The following is an 18,407-nucleotide window of genomic DNA, read 5'->3' on the forward strand; positions in this document are numbered from 1 at the left end:
TTATTCTTTCGTTTGATTCAGAAATTCTGGGCTGAAATAATTGTCGGCCTGAGTCTCTTCACGTTCCTGTAATCCGACTGCCAGTTCATGATTCGCAGCAAAGTTCTTGGCTTTTGCCATTCCCATCACCATTAATGCAGTTGCATAAACATCCGCAGCAAGACAGGAGTCGGACAATACGGAGACTGAACGCAAATGATGAGTCACAGGTCTTCCGGTTATTGGATCTATTGTATGAGAATAGCGGACGCCGTCGACCTCATAATAGTTCCGATAGTCTCCTGAAGTGGCCATCGCAACATCGGACAGATGGACAATGCGTTCGATATCCCGCTTGCCTTCGATCGGTTTTTCAATTCCGAGCCTCCATTTCGTGCCATCTTCCTTGCGTCCAACCGCGACGACTTCGCCACCAATGTTGACCAGGCCCCCTTGAACTCCTTGAGTTTTCAACTCTTCAGCAATCACATCGACAGCATAACCTTTGGCAATCGCGGAAAGATCGAGCCGGAGGTTGGGGATGGTTTTACGAATGGCGGGGGGATTGAGACGGGCTTTCAGTTGATGAGCGCCCACGTAACTCATGACCTCATCAATCTGTTCCTGAGTCGGTATTTTTCGATCTTTAATTTCCGGCCCAAAATGCCAGAGGTCGACCAATGGCCCGACGGTCGGATCGAAGGCTCCATTTGTTATGATGGAAAAAATAATCGCCTCATTGACCACTTGCGCAAACCCGGGAGATACGGGAAACCAGTCGAGTGACTCGGATTGATTGAACTGCGAGATTTCCGACTGAGGATCGTAAGTCGACATCTCGGCATTGATCTGCTCAAGAAGTTCGTTGATGCGGTTCGTCAGTTTGGGGATCTGGTCCGGGGGAAGATCATCGGCAATGGTCACTTCATAGAAAGTGCCCATCGTTGAGCCGGTGATTTTAATCGGCTTGAATGCCTCTTCATTTTGCTGACACCCACTACAAAAAACGCTCTCTGCCAGGATCAGGCAAAGAGCGAATTTGTGGAATCGTGTTATTCGATCGCCATTCATTGGCGGATTAGCCTCCGAAGTCGTCGTAAGCGATATTTTCCGGTTCGACACCCTGATCTTCCAGCAGCTTCTGAACCGCTGAGAGCATCATTGGTGGTCCACAGATATAGTATTCGCAATCTTCAGGAGCAGCGTGCTCTTTCAGATAGTAATCGTACAGAACATTGTGGATAAAACCGACTGGTCCATTCCAGTTGTCTTCCGGCTGCGGTTCTGACAACGCAATGTGCAGTGTAAAGTTCGGAAATTTCTCGGCCAAAGCCTCGAATTCTTCCAGGTAGAAGAGTTCGCGTTTACTGCGTCCACCATACCAGTAGGAGATTTTTCGACCTGAGTTGAGCGTTTTGAGAAGTTCAAAAATGTGTGATCGCAGCGGAGCCATCCCGGCTCCACCACCGATGTAGATCATTTCGTTTTCGGTATCTTTGATGAAGAACTCACCATAAGGACCGGAAATGGTGACCTTATCGCCAGGCTTCAAGTTGAAGATATAGGAAGACATCTTGCCGGGAGGAGTTCCTTCCGGTGCTCGCGGCGGTGGGGTCGCCACACGCACGTTGAGCATGATAATCCCTTTTTCGCCGGGATAGTTGGCCATCGAGTAGGCACGAACAACATCTTCCTTAACGACCGATTTGACTTTCCACAGATTGAACTTGTCCCAGTCGCCACGGAATTTTTCTTCGATGTCGAAGTTTTCGTAGGTGAGCTCGTGAGGCGGACATTCGATCTGAATGTATCCCCCGGCTTTGAAGCCGACATCTTCACCTTCAGGCAGTTCGAGAATCAACTCTTTGATGAAAGTCGCCACGTTGCGGTTGGATTTTACAGTACAAATCCACTTCTTCGTCTCGAAGACTTCGGGTGGAACTTCAACCCGCATATCCCCTTTGACGGGAACCTGGCAGGAAAGTCGCAAACCTTCGCGCGCTTCTTTTTTATTGATGTGACCTTTTTCGGTAGGCAGGATATCTCCGCCACCTTCTGTGATATGCACTTTGCACTGGGCACAGGTTCCACCACCACCACAGGCTGAGGAAACGAAAATTTTGTCGGCTGCCAAGGCTCCGAGCAATTTGCCGCCAGCAGGGACGTGAATTTCTTTTTGATCGTTCACGATGATCGTTACATCGCCACTCGGAACAAGTCTCGATTTGGCAAACAAAATCACCCCGACCAGCGAAATGATGATCAGCGTAAACATCGCCACGCTAATAAATATGGTACTGAACATAGCATTGTACCCTGTCAGGGTTTTGTAATGGGAGTTAAAGAACTGCAACGCACTCCGTTGTCGTGCTTAACAATTTTCAAAACCCGAGATCTGAATAATTACGAACTCAATGTTTACTCAACGAAATGCTATCGAAATGAGGAAACCCTCTCTCAATGATAGACATTAATAAATTTGTTTTACAGCTGAATTCCGGAAAATGACATGAATGCCAGAGACATCAAGCCGACAGTAATGAAGGTAATTCCCAGCCCTTTGAGGCCATCGGGAACATCGCTGTATTTCATTTTTTCTCGAATTCCAGCCAGTGCGGCAATCGCAAACGCCCAGCCAAGTCCTGACCCGAAACCGAAGACGCAACTATCTGCAAAATTATAGTCTCGCTCCACCATAAACAGAGACCCACCCAGGATCGCACAGTTCACGGTAATCAGTGGCAGGAAAATTCCCAGTGCATTGTACAATGGTGGGAAGAAGCGATCGAGAATCAATTCAAGAATCTGCACCATCGCGGCAATGACGCCGATGTAACTGATCAACCCGAGAAACTCGAGATCAATCCCCGAAAGCGAGGCAATTCCTGTCCAGCCCAGTGCATCTTTCTTGAGCAGGTAGGTGTAAATCAGATTGTTGGCCGGCACAGTAATCGTCTGAATGACAATCACTGCAACACCCAGGCCAAGGGCGGTTTTTACATTCTTGGAGACGGCCAGAAACGTACACATTCCCAGGAAGAATGCTAATGCCAGATTCTCGACGAAAACCGCTTTTAAGAGCAAGCTGAGGAAATGTTCTAATTGATCCATGATGATCTCTCGACGTGAAAGTCAAATAATGAGATTGCAATAACTATTATCTACGAGAAACGATACTTAGTCGTGTTCGACCTGATCTTTATCCGCTGTTCGCAACACCCAGATGAAAATCCCGATCAGGAAAAACGCACTTGGTGGGAGTAACAGTAAACCATTAGGAACATACCAGCCCCCTTCGTTGACGGAAGGAAAAATGGTATTGCCGAAGAGCTTGCCGGAACCGAACAGCTCACGAACAACTCCAACAATCAGCAGCAAAACACTGTAGCCAAGCCCATTGCCGATGCCATCCAGGAAACTCATGAAGGCATTGTTCTTCATCGCGTAACCTTCTGCACGTCCCATGACGATACAGTTGGTGATAATCAGCCCCACAAACACCGACATCGTTTTGGCGATTTCCGGCAGAAACGCTTTGAGGAACTGATCGACCATAATCACGAGTGATGCGATGATCGTCATCTGCACGATAATGCGGATGCTGTTCGGGATGTAATCGCGAATCGCAGCGACGGCTGCACTGGAAAATCCAGTGACCAGTGTCACCGCAACACACATTGTGACTGTCGTTTCCATTTTACTCGTCACCGCGAGAGCCGAGCAGATCCCCAGAACCTGCAATGCAATCGGGTTGTTCGAGAAAATTGGAGTGAGCAGTACGTCAGCTGCTTTCGATCGTGCCATGATTTTTCTCTTTGTGTCCTGCCAGTTAGCGACAGGACTTAAGGATCATATTTGTTGCGTGAACGAATCTAATAATAATTAACGAGTCGCCTGTGCGACTTTAACTTCTCCACTAGTCAGGTTCTCGATCAATGTCTTATAGCCGTGATCACCCAACCAGTAATACATCATTGTCTCGACGCCTCGAGTCGTGATCGTGGCTCCACCCAGAGCTTCAAATAAATGTTCGCTATTGGGTGTTTCACAATTCAGAGCTCCTTTATAAAAGGAGATATTCACTTCACCGGCATCATTCAGGATGACTTTCGGACATTCCGGATTGCTCCAACTGGCCTGCCAGCGGGCATTATTGATTTCTCCACCCAGACCGGGCGTTTCACCATCTTGATAGAAAGTGAGCCCACGTACGGTTTTACCGTCGCCATCAAGTGAAAGTAAACCCCACATCGTTGACCACAATCCCTTGCCACGAACGGGAAGGACCATCTGGTCGATGGTGCCATCTTCTTTCATGAGGAGATAAATCTTGGTGATTTTCTCACGGGTTCCGATGCCAGCCAGATCTTTCTCTGCAGGAATCTCTTCAATCAATTCGGGATTCGAAGAAACTTCCTTCAAATCGAACGTATCAATATTGACGGCATCGGTTTCTGCCAGCTTGCCGGTATCGATATTAACCAGCAGAGGTTTGACCTTTTTGAACAGTTCCGGAATTTGGTCTGGGGTGTTCTTATCGGCTTCGTATAGCCCCAGAACTTTGAGAACTTCTCGCTGAAATGCCAATTGCTCATTCTTCTGCTTGATCGGACGGAGTCCAACCGCAGTTGCTGAGACGATAATGGAACAGACGACACACAGAATAGCCGCGATCGTAAAGGTTCCGCCTACGGAGTCACGCTGTAACATGAGTACGAGCCAACCTTCTCTTAATGTTTGCCTGGACGAAGAAGTGGTCAATCAGCGGTGCAAAGACGTTACCGAACAGAATTGCCAACATAATGCCTTCCGGGAAGGCCGGATTAATCACACGAATAAGAATGGTCATAAAGCCAATCAAGAATCCATACACCCACTGCCCACCTGATGAGAAGGCCGAGGAGACAGGATCTGTCGCCATAAATACAGTGCCAAAGGCAAATCCACCAACAACCAGATGCCAGTAAGGAGGCATCGCAAAAACTGCATTTCCTTCACTGCCCGCTGCGAAGAGTCCGCCAGAGGTGACGAGTGCACCAAGGACAACAGCGGCCATCACACGCCAGGAACCAATGCCCGATGCGATCAAAACAAAGGCACCAAACAAGCAGGCCAGAGCCGAGGTTTCCCCCATCGAACCGGGGATGACACCTAAAAAGCAATCCATCCAACTCAATCCAAGCCCGCCATCTGCAACGGAATTCGTGACCGCATTCATGCCCATGGAAGCGTTTGCTGGATCAAGCGATCCGAGTTGTCCGAGAGAAGTGGCTCCGGTGTAGCCATCAACCAGCTTGTAGCCATCGGCTGCAACCCAGACACGATCTCCAGAAATTTGCGAAGGATAAGCGAAGTACAGAAACGCACGACCTGTCAGTGCGACATTGATAAAGTTTTTCCCGGTTCCCCCGAAGACTTCCTTAGCGAGGACAACTGCAAACATAATTCCAATTGCCGCCTGCCACCATGGTAATGTTGGAGGCAAAGTCAGCGGATACAACATGCCTGTGACAAGAAATCCTTCATTGATTTCATGATTCCGAATACAGCTGAAGACCACTTCACAAAGACCTCCAGCAATATTGGAGACCAGGAACAGAGGGAAGAAGTAGAGAGCCCCCAGCAGCAGGTTTGCCAGCTGATTATCGGGATTAGCCGTCAATCCGATCGCATTAAAAACAGCACCACGCCAGCCTTCTGGAACGGATACTCCACCAGCATCCAGCACGAGATTCGCCTGGTAGCCGGTGTTCCACATCGCCATCAGAATACAAGGTCCCAAAGCGGCGACGACGGTAATCATCATGCGCTTGAGATCGAGTGCATCCCGGACATGCGAAGGACCGTGCGTAATTTCGCCCGGCGTATATAAAAACGTATCACCCGCTTCGTAAAGTGGGTAAAACGGCTCCAGCTTTCCACCCTTGGTGAACAGCGGATGCATCTTATCAAGTAGTTGACGCAAAGGTTTCATAACTCAGAAATTCCTCACCCCCAAGGGAGCGGACCAAAAACTGGCATGTTATTCGTAATGCTACGCGTTCAGATCGCTACAAAAGCGGCTCTAGCCTTCACTTTCGATGATTGACAGGTTTCGTCGTAACATCGAACCGTATTCGTACTTCCCAGGGCACACGAATGTACACAGAGAAACATCATCTTCATCCAACTCCAGACAGCCGAGCGCCTGAGCCTGATCGGAATCGTTGACAATCAGTGCTCGCAGTAAGAACGTAGGAAGTATATCGAGAGGCATGACAGATTCGTACATCCCAATCGGAACCATCGCCCGCTTGCTGCCACCTGTACTCGTCGTCAAATTATATCGCTTTTTGGGATTCAACAATTTATTCATTGAAGCCGCATAAACATCTTTGATCGAAAACTTATCAAAGCCCGGCATCTGCCAACCCAGGAATTCCCGCTCACGACCTTCAGCCAATGCTGAAATCTGATTGTGATATCTTCCCAGATAGGAATAAGGCCCTGTCGCTGTTCGACCAGACAAAACAGACCCAGAAATCACACGGCGATCCGCTTCGTTCAGTTGATCTTCTACGATATCGAAGATCGACGCGCCAATTCGCGTGCGAATCAAACGAGGTTCATTCACAATCGGACCAGCCAGCGAAATGATTCGCTCAACTGACAGCCGTCCAGTATCAAATAACTTGCCAATGGCAATTACATCCTGATAACTGATGAACCAGACCTTTTTGCCCGGACCAACCGGATCCAGATAGTGAATATGTGTCCCCGGCAAACCAGCAGGATGCGGCCCTGCGAATTCTTCTGCTCGAATAAAATCGAGCGATGCCCCTGGAATTTTGACCGAAGGCGGCTGACAAAGAAAGACAGACCCATCAGTCAGATGCCGCAGCACCTGCAAGCCATGAATAAAACTGGCTTCATTTTCTGCAATAACAACAGTCGGATCTGCAGCAAGGGGCTGAGTATCGATAGCCGTCACAAAAATGGAACTCGGCTGAGAATCCAGCGCGGGAACTTTATTGAAAGGGCGAGTTCTCAGAGCCGTCCAAAGTCCAGAGCTGACGAGGTTATCCTGCACATCCTTGCGGGAAAGGGTCGTCAGATCGGAATCGGCAAATGAGCGGAAAGTCTCTTCTTCATCGCCATCAAGCTCGATCACCATCGACTGAAAATAGCGTTTTTCGCCGCGATTCACCTCAGCAACGGTCCCGCAACCGGGTGAGGTGTAAATCACTCCGGGGGTTTTCTTATCTTCGAAAAGTGGCTGGCCTAATTTGACCCGATCCCCTTCCTGCACGAGCATTGTTGGTTTCATACCGACATAGTCGGGACCAATCAACGCCACGCGACCAACCTCGGGACCAGGAGAAATCTCCTGCACCGGTTGGCCAGAAATGGGAACATCTAAACCTTTTTTAATTTTTATCATCGTAACGCAACACTCCGCTCGCGCCGTCGCACCACAGGTTTTGTAAGCTTCAGCACGGTTTATATCAGTTTCACAACTCTGTGTGAATCGACCAACCGTGATGTGAACGCAACATTTGCAGAGCTAATTCAAGAATTATGCTTCAATGTGCGTATCGTAGTGAATCACGCCACAAGAAGAGACCTAATATAATGCGGCAAATTGCCGCAGAATTTTCTTGCACTCAAATGCAAACCTTTTCATAAAAAGTTAGCAGGTTGGATTATCGAAGCGTAACCCAACAAGTGGAGTAGAGTCACGTCTTTAATCAGTTACTCAAGACGTTCGGTTGCGCGTTTCGCTAACCCAACCTACAACCGACAAGCTTTCACCTACTTCTTCTTTTTCTTTTTCGACTTCTTTTCAGCAGTCGCCTCGGCTGGCTTCTGCTTTTTGCTGCCAGCTGACTTTTTCTTGGATTTTTCTTTTCCTTTATCAGTCTCAAATATTCGATCCCAACCAGAGGAAAATTTTTCGCTGGTTCCTGTGTGAACTGTGTAACCCGTCATTGAGCTTTCTCCTTGTCGATTTGCGATACGTTCATCGCTTGATTTTCATCTGTTGATACGTCACTGTGTCTGACTACTACTTCAGTAACAAAAACAGACTATAAATCAAGGCTGAACCCGATAACAGGAACCGAACATGAGCTTCTTCTCTGAGATCCCCTCCATTCCCTACGAAGGCCCCGACAGTAAGAACCCCCTGGCATTCAAGCATTACAATCCGGATGAAGTCGTTGAAGGCAAGTCGCTGAGGGAATTACTTCGTTTCAGTGTCTGTTACTGGCATACCTTCCGCGGCACCGGCGGCGATCCTTTCGGTCCCGGCACAATGGTTCGCCCCTGGGACGATGGCAGCGACTCTGTCGATAATGCGTTGAAGCGTGTTGATGTCGCTTTCGAATTCTTCCAGAAGCTCGGCGTCGACTATTATTGTTTCCACGATCGCGATGTCGCACCTGAAGGTTCCAGCCTGAAAGAATCCAACGAGATTCTCGATAAAATTGTCGCTCGACTCAAAGAGCAGCAGGAATCGACCGGGATCAAACTGCTGTGGGGAACAGCCAATCTATTCTCAAATCCTCGCTATATGCACGGAGCCGCGACGTCCTGCAATGCCGATGCATTTGCATTTGCCGCTGCTCAGGTCAAGAAAGCGATTGAAGTCACTTATGAACTCGGTGGTGAGAATTACGTTTTCTGGGGCGGCCGCGAAGGTTATCAGAATCTGTACAACACCGACATGAAACGTGAACTCGATCATCTCGCCAAATTCATGCACATGGCGAACGATCACGCGAAAAACATTGGCTTCAAAGGACAGTTCCTGTTTGAGCCCAAGCCGAAAGAGCCGACGAAACATCAATACGATTACGATGTCGCCGCCTGCGTGAACTTCCTACGTCAATACGGTTTGGAAGATGTTGTGAAAATGAACATCGAAACCAACCATGCCACCCTGGCTGGTCATTCGATGATGCACGAAATGGAATACGCCCGCATCCAAAACATGCTCGGCAGCATCGATGCCAACACAGGCGACCTGCTCCTGGGCTGGGATACCGATCAGTTCCCAACCGATATCTACCTGACCACCCAGTGCATGCTCGTGCTGCTCAAGCAGGGTGGACTGGCTCCGGGGGGAATCAACTTCGATGCAAAAGTTCGCCGCGAAAGTTTCGAACCTGTTGATCTTTTCCACGCCCATATCGGCGGAATGGATACTTTTGCTCGTGGAGCAAAAATCGCTGCTCAGATCCGAGCCGATGGGGTCCTCGATAAATTCGTCAGCGATCGTTACTCCAGTTACGATTCCGGCGTCGGCTCCGAAATCGAATCCGGCTCCGCCACCTTTGCCTCGCTCGAGAAATACATGCTCGAAAAAGGCGAAATCGAAGCGAACAAGAGTGGACGTCAGGAATATCTGGAAAACCTGATTAACCTATATATTTAGTCAATGAATCCCGGGGGCATTCAGTGCCCCCATTTTCTTGCGACATTCTTTTGAGGTCAACCTGATGAATTTTCGACAGACACTGCGCTCGCTTTTTGTCGCTGTTTTCTCGGTCTGTACAATGCACCAATTGGCTCATGCAGAAGACCGACTGCCATTGGTCGATATCTCGCAAGAGACCGATCGTCAGGTTGTGATTGCCGAGGGGACAGAAGAGGTTTATCAGGGGCACCCTACAACACTTTTGCTGCCCGATGATAAAACGATGTTTGCCGTCTGGTGCATCAATCATGGGGGCTCTGCAGGGCCGATGGCTCTCAGTAAAGATGCTGGCAAGACCTGGAAACGTGTTGATGAGCGTTTGCCGGATAATTATTCCACACATCAGAACTGCCCCAGTATCTATCGCATGGTCGATCCCGATGGCAAAGCCCGGCTTTGGGTTTTCTCAGCGGCCTTGGGAACCCGCAGCGGCCCCGGCATGCCGAGTATCATGAGTGAAGACGAGGGGAAAACATGGAAAGAGATGCCGCCACTTGGATTTCCATGCGTGATGACCTTCAGCAGTATGGTCAAACTGAAAGACGGCAGTTATCTCGGCCTCTATCACAAAGGTCCGGAAGGAAAAGATCGGTCTCCTCTGGGAGTCTTTCAAACAATTTCAACCGATGGCGGTTTCTCCTGGTCCGATCCCAAAGTTGTCGCTGCAGTGGACGAAAAGAATCCCTGTGAACCCTGCGTGTTTCGCAGTCCAGACGGTAACCAACTCTGTTGCCTGTTGCGAGAAAATACCCACAAAGGCAACAGCCTGATGATGTTCAGCGACGATGAAGGGAAATCATGGTCCACCCCAGTGGATACTCCCTGGGGACTCACGGGGGATCGCCATAAAGAAGTCTACACAAGTGATGGGCGCCTCGTGATCTGCTTTCGCGATCAGGCAATCGGCAGTTCTTCGCGCGGCGACTTTGTCGCCTGGGTTGGCACCTATGATGATATCGTCAACCAGCGGGATGGCAGTTACAGAATCAAACTCCTCCATCAATACGGACGCAAAGGCGACTGCGGCTATCCTGGAGTCGAAATCCTGCCGGACGATACCGTTGTAGCCACCACTTATGTCAAATACAGAGACGATGATCGCAAAAACTCTGTTGTCTCTGTCCGTTTTCGATTAGATGAAGTGCAACCGGATCCATAACCGATTCTTGCATCGAGATAAACGACATTCAATCAGAATGATCTCCCTTAGTTCGCAATAACGCTACTGATTATTTATCTGAAGACACCTTCAATAACCACGCAAAAACAGCCCGGGCAATGTGCATGCGGTTTTCTGCCTGGTCGAACACGATGCTGTTGGGAGTTTCCATCACATCGTCGGTCACTTCCAGGCCGCGTTTGGCGGGAAGGCAGTGCATGAATTTGACGGATTTCGGAGCCGCTGCGAGCAATTCGGCATTAATTTGATAAGGAGCAAACGCCACCCGTCGCTTGGCCGTTTCCTTTTCCTGACCCATGCTGGCCCAGACGTCCGTGTAAAGGACGTCCGCATTTTTGACGGCTTCCAGCGGATCTTCAATGATCTGATAGCTGGCTCCGGGAACTCGCTTTTCTAAGATTTCAGCGAATTCCGGTTCCAGTTGATAGCCTTGTGGTGAGCAAAGGATAAACTTCACGCCCATATCTGCACAGCTAATCGCCAGCGAGCGAGCAACGTTATTCCCATCGCCGAGGTAGACCATCGTCTTGCCTTCGATGTCGCCGCAATGTTCCTGCATGGTCAGGATATCGGTCAGAGCCTGACACGGGTGAAAATCATCGGAGAGTCCATTCACCACAGGGCAGTTCGACACTTTGGCGAAATCTTCAATCATCTTTTGAGAGAATGTTCGCAGGACGACTACATCGGCAAAGCGACTGACAACTCGCGCGACATCTTCCAGCGACTCCCTTCCATCCAGGCCGGCTTCTTTTTCAGACATGAACATGCCTGAGCCACCCAGGTGAATCATGGCCGATTCAAAACTGACCCGTGTACGCAGTGATGGCTTTTCGTAAATCTGGACGAGTACTTTTCGATCGAGCAGCGGTTTGAGTTGCCCTTGTTTCCAATCGGATTTCAATTTGGCAGCCAGATCGATCAGCTCTTGTGTTTGGACTGGAGATAAGTCCAGTAGAGAAAGGAGGTGCTTCATTTCAGGTCTCAGATCAAGTCATTTTCTTGGATTCAACAATGCAGACAGGCCGGCTTAAATCAGCCGGCCTGAACGGAAATATTGTCAGTTACTTAGTTCTCAATAGGAATGTCTCGGCAAAGCAAGTCGCTTAAAAAACTCGCAAAGAGCCATTATGTCCACCCGGGACCGCTTTCTGCAAGAGTTTCTTACGATTCTGAGGCCAGAGATCGTAATTCTTCGATCAGAATTTCCGAGCCACGGTCAACATCTTCGATAGAAATATTGAGTGGAGGCAGCAAGCGGACGACTGTATCGTGCGTTGCATTGACGAGTAAACCTCTTTCCATGCAACGCTTTACGATTGGTCCAGCAGGCACCGTCAGATCAATTCCAATCATCATTCCAGCGATTCTCAGCTCTTTAAGAATCGGCAGATCTTCAAGCAAAGGCTCGAAATGAGAACGGAATCGTTCGGACATCTGCTGACTGTGTTCGAGCAAATTCTCTTCTTCAATCGTTTGCATCGTGGCAATTCCAGCCGTCATCGCCAGCGGATTTCCGCCGAAAGTGCTGGCGTGCATCCCCGGTCGCAGGCTTGGAGCGAGTTCGTCGCGGGCGATAAAGGCTCCGCAGGCGACACCGCCAGCAACACCTTTTGCCAATGTCATGATATCAGGCTGAACGCCATATTTCTGATGCCCAAACCAGGTTCCCAGTCGTCCCATACCGGTTTGGACTTCATCGAAAATCAGGACTAATCCATGTTCATCGGCCAGATCTCGCAGTCCCTGCAGATAGCCATCTCCCGGAAGATTAACACCACCCTCACCCTGGACAGGTTCGATCATGATACCACAGGTTTCATCGTCTATCATGCTTCGCACCGCTTCAAGGTCGTTGTGCGGTGCATACGAGAAGCCAGCGACCAGAGGTCCTAAACCCTGATGATACTTGGGTTGAGCGGTCGCGGTGACTGCAGCGAGAGTTCGACCGTGGAAGCCGTTCTGGAAAGTAATTATTTTGTATTTTTCTTCGGGGGTGTGCAGTCTCGCCAGTTTGATTGCCCCTTCAATTGCTTCTGCTCCACTATTACAGAAGAAGGCTTTGCCGAAACTTCGACTGCAGATTTGCTTCGCAAATTCCCCCTGCGATTCCGTGTACCAGGTATTGGGGACGTGAATCAGCTGAGCAACCTGCTCCTGCAGAGCCTGCACGACTTTCGGGGGACTGTAGCCCAGAATATTGCAGCCCCAGCCGGGGAAGAGATCGAGATAGCGATTCCCCTCAGCATCCCAGACGTGTGAACCTTCGCCGTGCGTAAGGCAGATGGGATATCGACCATAATTGGGGATGACGTATTTCTCAAAAACAGAAATGACATCCGCACTCGATTTGGAGGCTGTTGAACTCATTTTGAGGTCTCACAAGGAACGATGGATACTGTAGGTCAGGCAACATGAGCCGATAGGAATACAATCAAATCGTGTCACGGCTCTGTGAGCCGTGCATTCGATTATCTATTTTCATTCAATGGTCAAATAAAAACAGCATAAAACACGGCTCACAGAGCCGTGGCACACTACTGAAAAATAAATTCAATGACCAAAACTTGCGTTTCGTGCTTGTAATTTTACTGAGGATTCACTGGAAAGTAACAGGACATCCCAATGAAACTTCAGGTTCGAAACAATCCGATTTAATCGATAATTTTATTAATCGGGAACTCGACAATACCAGTCGCTCCCGCTTCCCGGAGTGCGGGAATAATGGCTCGGACGACCGATTCATCGAGAATCGTATTGATGGCCACCCAGTCAGGATCGGAAAGATTCGAGACAGTTGGTTGCTGTAGAGCAGGCAGGCCTTCAAGTACTTTCTGTAGATCGGAACGCCGGACATTGAGCATCAGTCCGACTTTACCTTCCGCAGCTAAGCAGGATTGCAGCATCAAAGCGATATTGTTCAGCTTCTGAGCTTTCCAGTCGTCTTCAAATGCATTTTTATTGGCAATCAGACGCGTGGTACTCTCCAGCACTTCGTCAACAATCCGCAAGTTGTTGGCTCGCAGTGAAGATCCGGTTTCAGTCACTTCGACAATCGCATCGACGAGACGCGGAGGTTTGACTTCAGTCGCTCCCCAGGAGAATTCAACGTCGGCATTCACTCCATGCTTTTCGAGATACATTTTCGTCAAACCGACGGCTTCGGTGGCAATTCGCTTACCTTCGAGGTCCTTTACGGATTTGATGTCAGAATCGTTAGGTACCGCGAGCACCCAGCGAACGGGGCGCCTGCTGACTTTTGAAAAAACGAGTTCACAAACTTCATGAACATCGGCTCCTGTTTCGACGACCCAGTCGTGGCCGGTGATACCTGCATCCAGAATGCCCTGCTGAACATAGCGGGCCATTTCCTGAGCGCGAATGGAAAGGCATTCGATTTCGTCATCATCAATGCTCGGAAAATAGGAGCGAGACGAAAATTTGATGTTGTACCCGGCTTTGCGAAACAGTTCGGCGGTCGCTTCCTGAAGCGAGCCAGCTGGAATACCGAGTTTGAGGAGTTTGTCCGCCATCAGGGCGAAACCTTTCTGTGAAATTCGTCAGTAGGATCTGTCATTTGTGGAATCCGCATTGCTGCAATGCTTCAGACTACCAATCCGCTTTCCCGCATTCCACCCAAGATGACCTTGGAACCACAATTCGACTCTTCTGGAAGTGCTGGATCCCCATTTTTGTCTGTTGGAAGCCGACTTGGAGCGATTTAAAAGCTCTCATAACCGGAACAGCCTGCATAACCGGAACTCAAATGTTAAGGAATTATTAAGATTTCTTAACATTAGTTTATCGATCAAAACTCAAATTCTCCTTTCAGTCGATGCAAGCCCTACATGCGGTGCACATGCCGCGGTGAAGATAATTGGAAAAATCGACAAGTTCGACAACTGCCCCTCGACATGTGCACAAAAAGACATGCAGCTGGTGCCAGGATGGCCACCGGATTTAGAAAGGGAATTTCGTGAAGCTCACCGTGTATTTCTCAGCGATCTTATGTTCATTGTATTTCGCAGCAGCATTTTGTGCTGCCGCTGAATTGGATGTTGTGACCCCGAATTCAGAGCTGGAAAGCCTGTTCAGCCCCATTTCTGAGACGGATAACTGGATTCATGAGATGTCTCTTCGCTTTGTCGAATCCGAGGCTCGGCTAGCGGAAATTGAGGCTCAACTCGAATCTCAACAGCAAAATCAGCGGGAGATTCAACAGGCATCCTATGATGAAACACCGGTACCAGCTGTTCCACCCGTTGGAAATGTTCCGACACTCGATCAGGAAATTCTCGATCGACTCGCCACAATGGAAGAAAACTGGGCGAAGTTGCAGGAATCGGAAGCAAAGAAAAAGTCGGATGCTCTTAAAAAGCCGACGTTCAAAGTCGGTGGTCGAATTCATTGGGATCATTGGAACTTTTCGGAATCGAGCCCTGGGATCGACAATTTCGAGCATCCCGGTCCCGGTCCACAAACAGGAACCGACCCCGAAGACCTCTGGGCATTTCGTCGAATTCGCATGGAGTTCTCGGGAGATATTCTTGAAAACATGTTCTGGCGTATGCAACTTGATTTTGCAGAACTGGAAGATGCCGCAATTAAAGATGTTTACATCGGGTTCAGCGAGTTGCCTTACAACCAGAAACTCTATCTGGGACACCAGAAACGGCCGATCGGTTTGGATCACTGGAACAGTAGCCGCTACAACATTTTTCTCGAACGACCTCTGATTGTCGAATCCGTCAACGAAGATGCCCGTCGTATGGGGATCATGATGCACGGCTACACCGATGATGAATCGTTCAACTGGCAATACGGAATTGCGACTTTGGAAAACTCCGCGGGTGACCGGGCGAACCGTTCTGATGCCGGTCAATACAGTCTGCATTTCCGCACCACTGGAACACCCTGGTACGATGAAAGTTCTGGAGGCCGAGGTTATTTGCATCTTGGCTTTGCAGGCATGTTTGCCAATCCCGATGGCGATGCGGATCCGGGAGTCACAGATGATAACGAAGGTCGATTCCGCACAAGGATGGCACAGCGTTCCGAACGACGCTGGATGGACACCGGTCGGATCCCCGGTGCGAACTGGTACGAAGTTGCCGCTTTGGAAATGATGCTCAATGTGGGAGCGTGCCAGTGGACCACTGAGTATATGAATATCTGGATGCAACGAGATATGACAACCCCCGGAACTGGCCCGGATCTCCACTTCAATGGATTTTACACACAGTTTTCCTATTTCCTGACGGGTGAATATATTCCAGTCAATCGTGAGGTCGGTCAAATTGGTCGTGTAAAACCGTTCGAAAACTTCTTTCTGGTTGATAAATGTTGTGGTGGTCGTGGGCGAGGCTGGGGAGCCTGGCAGATTGCTGGACGTTACGACTACCTCGATATTTCCGATGCGGATATTAACGGAGGTGTCGGCAATATGGCGACCTTCGGTATGAACTGGTATTGGACCGCCTATTCCCGCATGCAATTCAACCTGATTTACAGTGATATTAAAGATCATGCTCCTGTGAATGGATTCACCGGAGGAACTTCTCTGACGGCAGGTGTCCGTTTCGGAGCTGATTTTTAAATTTCGACATTGCTGAGATTCATCGCAATTTAATTTCCAATTCACATAAATCACCTGGAGGTTTCCTGTGAACTCTATTCATAAATACCTGATCCCGGCTCTCCTGCTCCTCGTTCTGAGCGGAGGCACTCTGCAGGCAGGCGAACCCTGTCTGGATGCCTGCATTGAAAATGGGAAATGTGGCCCCCCTTGCTGCCCGCAACCCTGCGATCCTTATAAAGCGACCTGCAATGGTTGCTGGGAACAGGATAAGGAAGAACATTATTGCTGGCAGGTCGAAAAAGATTTTGTCTGCATTCCCCCGGTCAGATTTCCCTGGCAAAAATGTTGTGATCTGGGATGCCCACGAATCCGGAAAGTCAGCAAGTTGAAAATTTACAAATACGATTGCGATGTTTGTAAGTTCAAATGGAACCTGAAAAAGTTCTACCCCTGCTGCGATCAGGAAGGGTGTATTCCAGAAGTGAGTTCCAAGTGATGTGACTGAAAAACGAGTCATATCGCTGAAAGAGCACTCTTGGTCAGGGAATCACCGGGAGTGCTCTTTCTATAATTGATGCAGCAATTCGTATTCGATGCCCCTCAACAATCAGAATGTGTGAAAACAAGACCTTGTCTTGTCGAGAGCCATTGCGACGATCAGTCTTTATCTTCAGAAAGTCATTTGACCTTCGACCAGTCGAAGTTTCGACAAATGGTTTCCAGCTGAAATGATTTCACGCCAAGTGACATTTTCAATTCCTGGAATGCATTCACCGCCTCTTCCTGCTGAGCAGACGTGATTTCTGATTTGAATGCTCGAATCAACAGGTTCTTTGCGGTATGTTCGAGTTCAATGAACTCAATCACCTGGGTGCGATATCCGTGAATTTCGAGGAATTGTGCACGCAAAGCATCGGTCGTCAGCGAAGCGAGGCGTTCTCTTAAGATGCCATGTTTGAGGATCGGCGAAAGAGCTTCGCTTTCGAGTTGATGATGCAATTCATGCTGGCAGCAGGGAACGGCCATGATGATTTCCGCTCCCAGTTCGAGACTTCTGGCCAGTGCATCATCGGTCGCTATGTCGCAGGCGTGCAACCAGATCGCCAGATCAATCGGCGCTTCGATTCGGGCGTCCTGAATACTGGCGACTTCAAACTTCATATCGTTGATGCCGAGTTTTCGCCGTGTATTTTCGCAGGTTTCAATCACTCCTGACTGAGAATCGAATGCCTGAATCTGGACTGCGAGCTGGAAGTGATTGACCAGCAGCTCGCGAATCGCAAAGGTGAGATAACTTTTCCCGCAGCCGTAATCGACAATGCGGACTGGCCGGTCACGAGGAAGTTTCTGCTGGAGATCGGCTATGAACTCTGCAAAACGATTGATCTGACGAAACTTCCGCTGCATCGAGCGATGCACGCGCCCGTTTGGTGTCATGACGCCAAGTTCGACCAGAAACGGAATCGGCTCCCCTTCAGAAAACAGATACTGTTTTTTTGCATCGTGAGAGAGCGGCTTCTTGGCAACGACTTTGGCGGAACGATGACGCTGCATTTTCAGTGAGCCATCGTTTTGAACCCGAATCTGCAGGTCTTCAGATGTCAATCGAACCAGAGCGTTCAAGAAAGTAGCTTCAAGCATCGCTTCGAGTTGTCGTCCGGTTTCTGGCCATCCACTGTTTTCATGAGTCTGCTGTTTTGCACGATCCTGCTTTGTCCATTGAATGACAATTTCATCTCTAAGAGAGATGGGACGCAGCGTGACCCGCTCAAACTTCTGATTATCTTTTGAGACAGGACCGGAGAGTGCAATTGAAACCAAATTACCAGCATCAAAATTCTCGGTCAGCAGCGACCAAAGTTCAGCAAATATCATGAGCAGGAAATATCTGTAAAATAGAATGGGGCATCAGAAATCGAATAAGTTATGTTATCGCGATTCATGACCTGGAGCGAATGTTCCCGAAGGTATGTTCTCCGAGTGGAAACAGGAATTCGAAACACCTTGGGAACATCGTCCAAGTTACTTTTGACCATTTTGACCATTTTGACCATGGATGAAGTAGAGTATATTCAAAAATATGCCTGAAGCGTTCGGCAGGAGCAAACACAGCGTTTTAGGATATTTGATGATCAAGAGAATGCAGCAACCATTTGAAAATGGTCTAAATGAGCTTGCGCAATAATTTAGCCCAGATGGCTTAATCAACTCGC

General features: G+C 48.9%; 16 protein-coding genes. 4 read left to right on the forward strand and 12 right to left on the reverse strand.

Going from position 1 to position 18,407, the window contains the following annotated elements; translation table 11 throughout:
• The 8 genes from Pan54_RS15785 to Pan54_RS25915 form a co-directional block, all read right to left on the reverse strand.
• Nucleotides 1–1,101 carry an FAD:protein FMN transferase gene (locus tag Pan54_RS15785; RefSeq protein WP_146504396.1) on the reverse strand — a complete coding sequence of 367 codons (1,101 nt, stop codon included), beginning with the start codon at nt 1,099–1,101 and terminating at the stop codon, nt 1–3.
• Nucleotides 1,058–2,284 carry an NADH:ubiquinone reductase (Na(+)-transporting) subunit F gene (gene nqrF / locus Pan54_RS15790; RefSeq protein WP_146504397.1) on the reverse strand — a complete coding sequence of 409 codons (1,227 nt, stop codon included), beginning with the start codon at nt 2,282–2,284 and terminating at the stop codon, nt 1,058–1,060. Before nqrF ends, Pan54_RS15785 begins: the two co-directional genes overlap by 44 nt.
• A gap of 179 nt (nt 2,285–2,463) precedes the next feature.
• The gene (nqrE, locus tag Pan54_RS15795) at nt 2,464–3,090 is read right to left on the reverse strand and encodes an NADH:ubiquinone reductase (Na(+)-transporting) subunit E (RefSeq protein ID WP_146504398.1); all 627 of its coding nucleotides are present in this window, start codon (nt 3,088–3,090) and stop codon (nt 2,464–2,466) included.
• 66 nt (nt 3,091–3,156) lie between these two features.
• Nucleotides 3,157–3,783: an NADH:ubiquinone reductase (Na(+)-transporting) subunit D gene (locus Pan54_RS15800; RefSeq protein ID WP_146504399.1), complete on the reverse strand. Its 627-nt coding sequence runs from the start codon at nt 3,781–3,783 to the stop codon at nt 3,157–3,159.
• 78 nt (nt 3,784–3,861) lie between these two features.
• Nucleotides 3,862–4,689, reverse strand: a complete 828-nt coding sequence (locus Pan54_RS15805; protein ID WP_146504400.1) for a Na(+)-translocating NADH-quinone reductase subunit C — start codon at nt 4,687–4,689, stop codon at nt 3,862–3,864.
• The gene (locus Pan54_RS15810) at nt 4,676–5,953 is read right to left on the reverse strand and encodes an NADH:ubiquinone reductase (Na(+)-transporting) subunit B (protein WP_146504401.1); all 1,278 of its coding nucleotides are present in this window, start codon (nt 5,951–5,953) and stop codon (nt 4,676–4,678) included. The genes Pan54_RS15805 and Pan54_RS15810 overlap by 14 nt, the downstream gene beginning before the upstream one ends.
• A gap of 90 nt (nt 5,954–6,043) precedes the next feature.
• Entirely contained in the window at nt 6,044–7,399 is a 1,356-nt protein-coding gene (locus tag Pan54_RS15815; RefSeq protein WP_146504402.1) for a Na(+)-translocating NADH-quinone reductase subunit A, read from the reverse strand.
• A 371-nt stretch (nt 7,400–7,770) separates the two neighbouring features.
• On the reverse strand, nt 7,771–7,947 hold the full coding sequence (locus Pan54_RS25915; RefSeq protein ID WP_165441804.1) for a hypothetical protein: 177 nt from the start codon (nt 7,945–7,947) through the stop codon (nt 7,771–7,773).
• A gap of 136 nt (nt 7,948–8,083) precedes the next feature.
• Between Pan54_RS25915 and xylA the strand changes: the two genes are divergently transcribed.
• The gene (xylA, locus tag Pan54_RS15820) at nt 8,084–9,394 is read left to right on the forward strand and encodes a xylose isomerase (RefSeq protein ID WP_146504403.1); all 1,311 of its coding nucleotides are present in this window, start codon (nt 8,084–8,086) and stop codon (nt 9,392–9,394) included.
• A 121-nt stretch (nt 9,395–9,515) separates the two neighbouring features.
• The gene (locus tag Pan54_RS15825) at nt 9,516–10,595 is read left to right on the forward strand and encodes a sialidase family protein (RefSeq protein ID WP_146504404.1); all 1,080 of its coding nucleotides are present in this window, start codon (nt 9,516–9,518) and stop codon (nt 10,593–10,595) included.
• Nucleotides 10,596–10,665: 70 nt separating this feature from the next.
• On the opposite strand, the gene argF is transcribed toward Pan54_RS15825, so the two are convergent.
• From argF to hisG, 3 genes are all read right to left on the reverse strand, one after another.
• Complete coding sequence (gene argF, locus Pan54_RS15830; RefSeq protein WP_146504405.1) at nt 10,666–11,592, reverse strand: ornithine carbamoyltransferase; 927 nt, start codon at nt 11,590–11,592, stop codon at nt 10,666–10,668.
• Between the two features lie 188 nt (nt 11,593–11,780).
• Nucleotides 11,781–12,986, reverse strand: a complete 1,206-nt coding sequence (locus Pan54_RS15835; RefSeq protein WP_146504406.1) for an aspartate aminotransferase family protein — start codon at nt 12,984–12,986, stop codon at nt 11,781–11,783.
• A 284-nt stretch (nt 12,987–13,270) separates the two neighbouring features.
• On the reverse strand, nt 13,271–14,149 hold the full coding sequence (gene hisG / locus Pan54_RS15840) for an ATP phosphoribosyltransferase (protein WP_146504407.1): 879 nt from the start codon (nt 14,147–14,149) through the stop codon (nt 13,271–13,273).
• A gap of 596 nt (nt 14,150–14,745) precedes the next feature.
• On the opposite strand from hisG, the gene Pan54_RS15845 reads away from it, so the two are divergent.
• Together Pan54_RS15845 and Pan54_RS15850 are read left to right on the forward strand one after the other, a co-directional pair.
• Nucleotides 14,746–16,212, forward strand: a complete 1,467-nt coding sequence (locus tag Pan54_RS15845) for an OprO/OprP family phosphate-selective porin (protein ID WP_146504408.1) — start codon at nt 14,746–14,748, stop codon at nt 16,210–16,212.
• A 67-nt stretch (nt 16,213–16,279) separates the two neighbouring features.
• Nucleotides 16,280–16,690, forward strand: a complete 411-nt coding sequence (locus Pan54_RS15850) for a hypothetical protein (RefSeq protein WP_146504409.1) — start codon at nt 16,280–16,282, stop codon at nt 16,688–16,690.
• A gap of 182 nt (nt 16,691–16,872) precedes the next feature.
• Here the strand turns inward: Pan54_RS15850 and Pan54_RS15855 are convergent, their stop codons facing one another.
• Nucleotides 16,873–18,069 (reverse strand): class I SAM-dependent methyltransferase, encoded by a 1,197-nt coding sequence (locus tag Pan54_RS15855; protein ID WP_146504410.1) that lies wholly within the window; start codon nt 18,067–18,069, stop codon nt 16,873–16,875.
• Nucleotides 18,070–18,407 lie beyond the last annotated feature (338 nt).

This window comes from Rubinisphaera italica, from assembly GCF_007859715.1.
Lineage (GTDB): Bacteria > Planctomycetota > Planctomycetia > Planctomycetales > Planctomycetaceae > Rubinisphaera > Rubinisphaera italica.

Coding starts and splice junctions, on each gene's coding strand:
- Pan54_RS15845 (WP_146504408.1), top strand. CDS start 14,746: ATGTCTCTTCGCTTTGTCGAATCCGAGGCTCGGCTAGCGGAAATTGAG.
- Pan54_RS15810 (WP_146504401.1), bottom strand. CDS start 5,953: ATGAAACCTTTGCGTCAACTACTTGATAAGATGCATCCGCTGTTCACC.
- Pan54_RS15855 (WP_146504410.1), bottom strand. CDS start 18,069: ATGATATTTGCTGAACTTTGGTCGCTGCTGACCGAGAATTTTGATGCT.
- Pan54_RS15835 (WP_146504406.1), bottom strand. CDS start 12,986: ATGAGTTCAACAGCCTCCAAATCGAGTGCGGATGTCATTTCTGTTTTT.
- hisG (WP_146504407.1), bottom strand. CDS start 14,149: ATGGCGGACAAACTCCTCAAACTCGGTATTCCAGCTGGCTCGCTTCAG.
- argF (WP_146504405.1), bottom strand. CDS start 11,592: ATGAAGCACCTCCTTTCTCTACTGGACTTATCTCCAGTCCAAACACAA.
- Pan54_RS15805 (WP_146504400.1), bottom strand. CDS start 4,689: ATGTTACAGCGTGACTCCGTAGGCGGAACCTTTACGATCGCGGCTATT.
- Pan54_RS25915 (WP_165441804.1), bottom strand. CDS start 7,947: ATGACGGGTTACACAGTTCACACAGGAACCAGCGAAAAATTTTCCTCT.
- nqrF (WP_146504397.1), bottom strand. CDS start 2,284: ATGTTCAGTACCATATTTATTAGCGTGGCGATGTTTACGCTGATCATC.
- Pan54_RS15825 (WP_146504404.1), top strand. CDS start 9,516: ATGCACCAATTGGCTCATGCAGAAGACCGACTGCCATTGGTCGATATC.
- Pan54_RS15800 (WP_146504399.1), bottom strand. CDS start 3,783: ATGGCACGATCGAAAGCAGCTGACGTACTGCTCACTCCAATTTTCTCG.
- Pan54_RS15815 (WP_146504402.1), bottom strand. CDS start 7,399: ATGATAAAAATTAAAAAAGGTTTAGATGTTCCCATTTCTGGCCAACCG.
- xylA (WP_146504403.1), top strand. CDS start 8,084: ATGAGCTTCTTCTCTGAGATCCCCTCCATTCCCTACGAAGGCCCCGAC.
- nqrE (WP_146504398.1), bottom strand. CDS start 3,090: ATGGATCAATTAGAACATTTCCTCAGCTTGCTCTTAAAAGCGGTTTTC.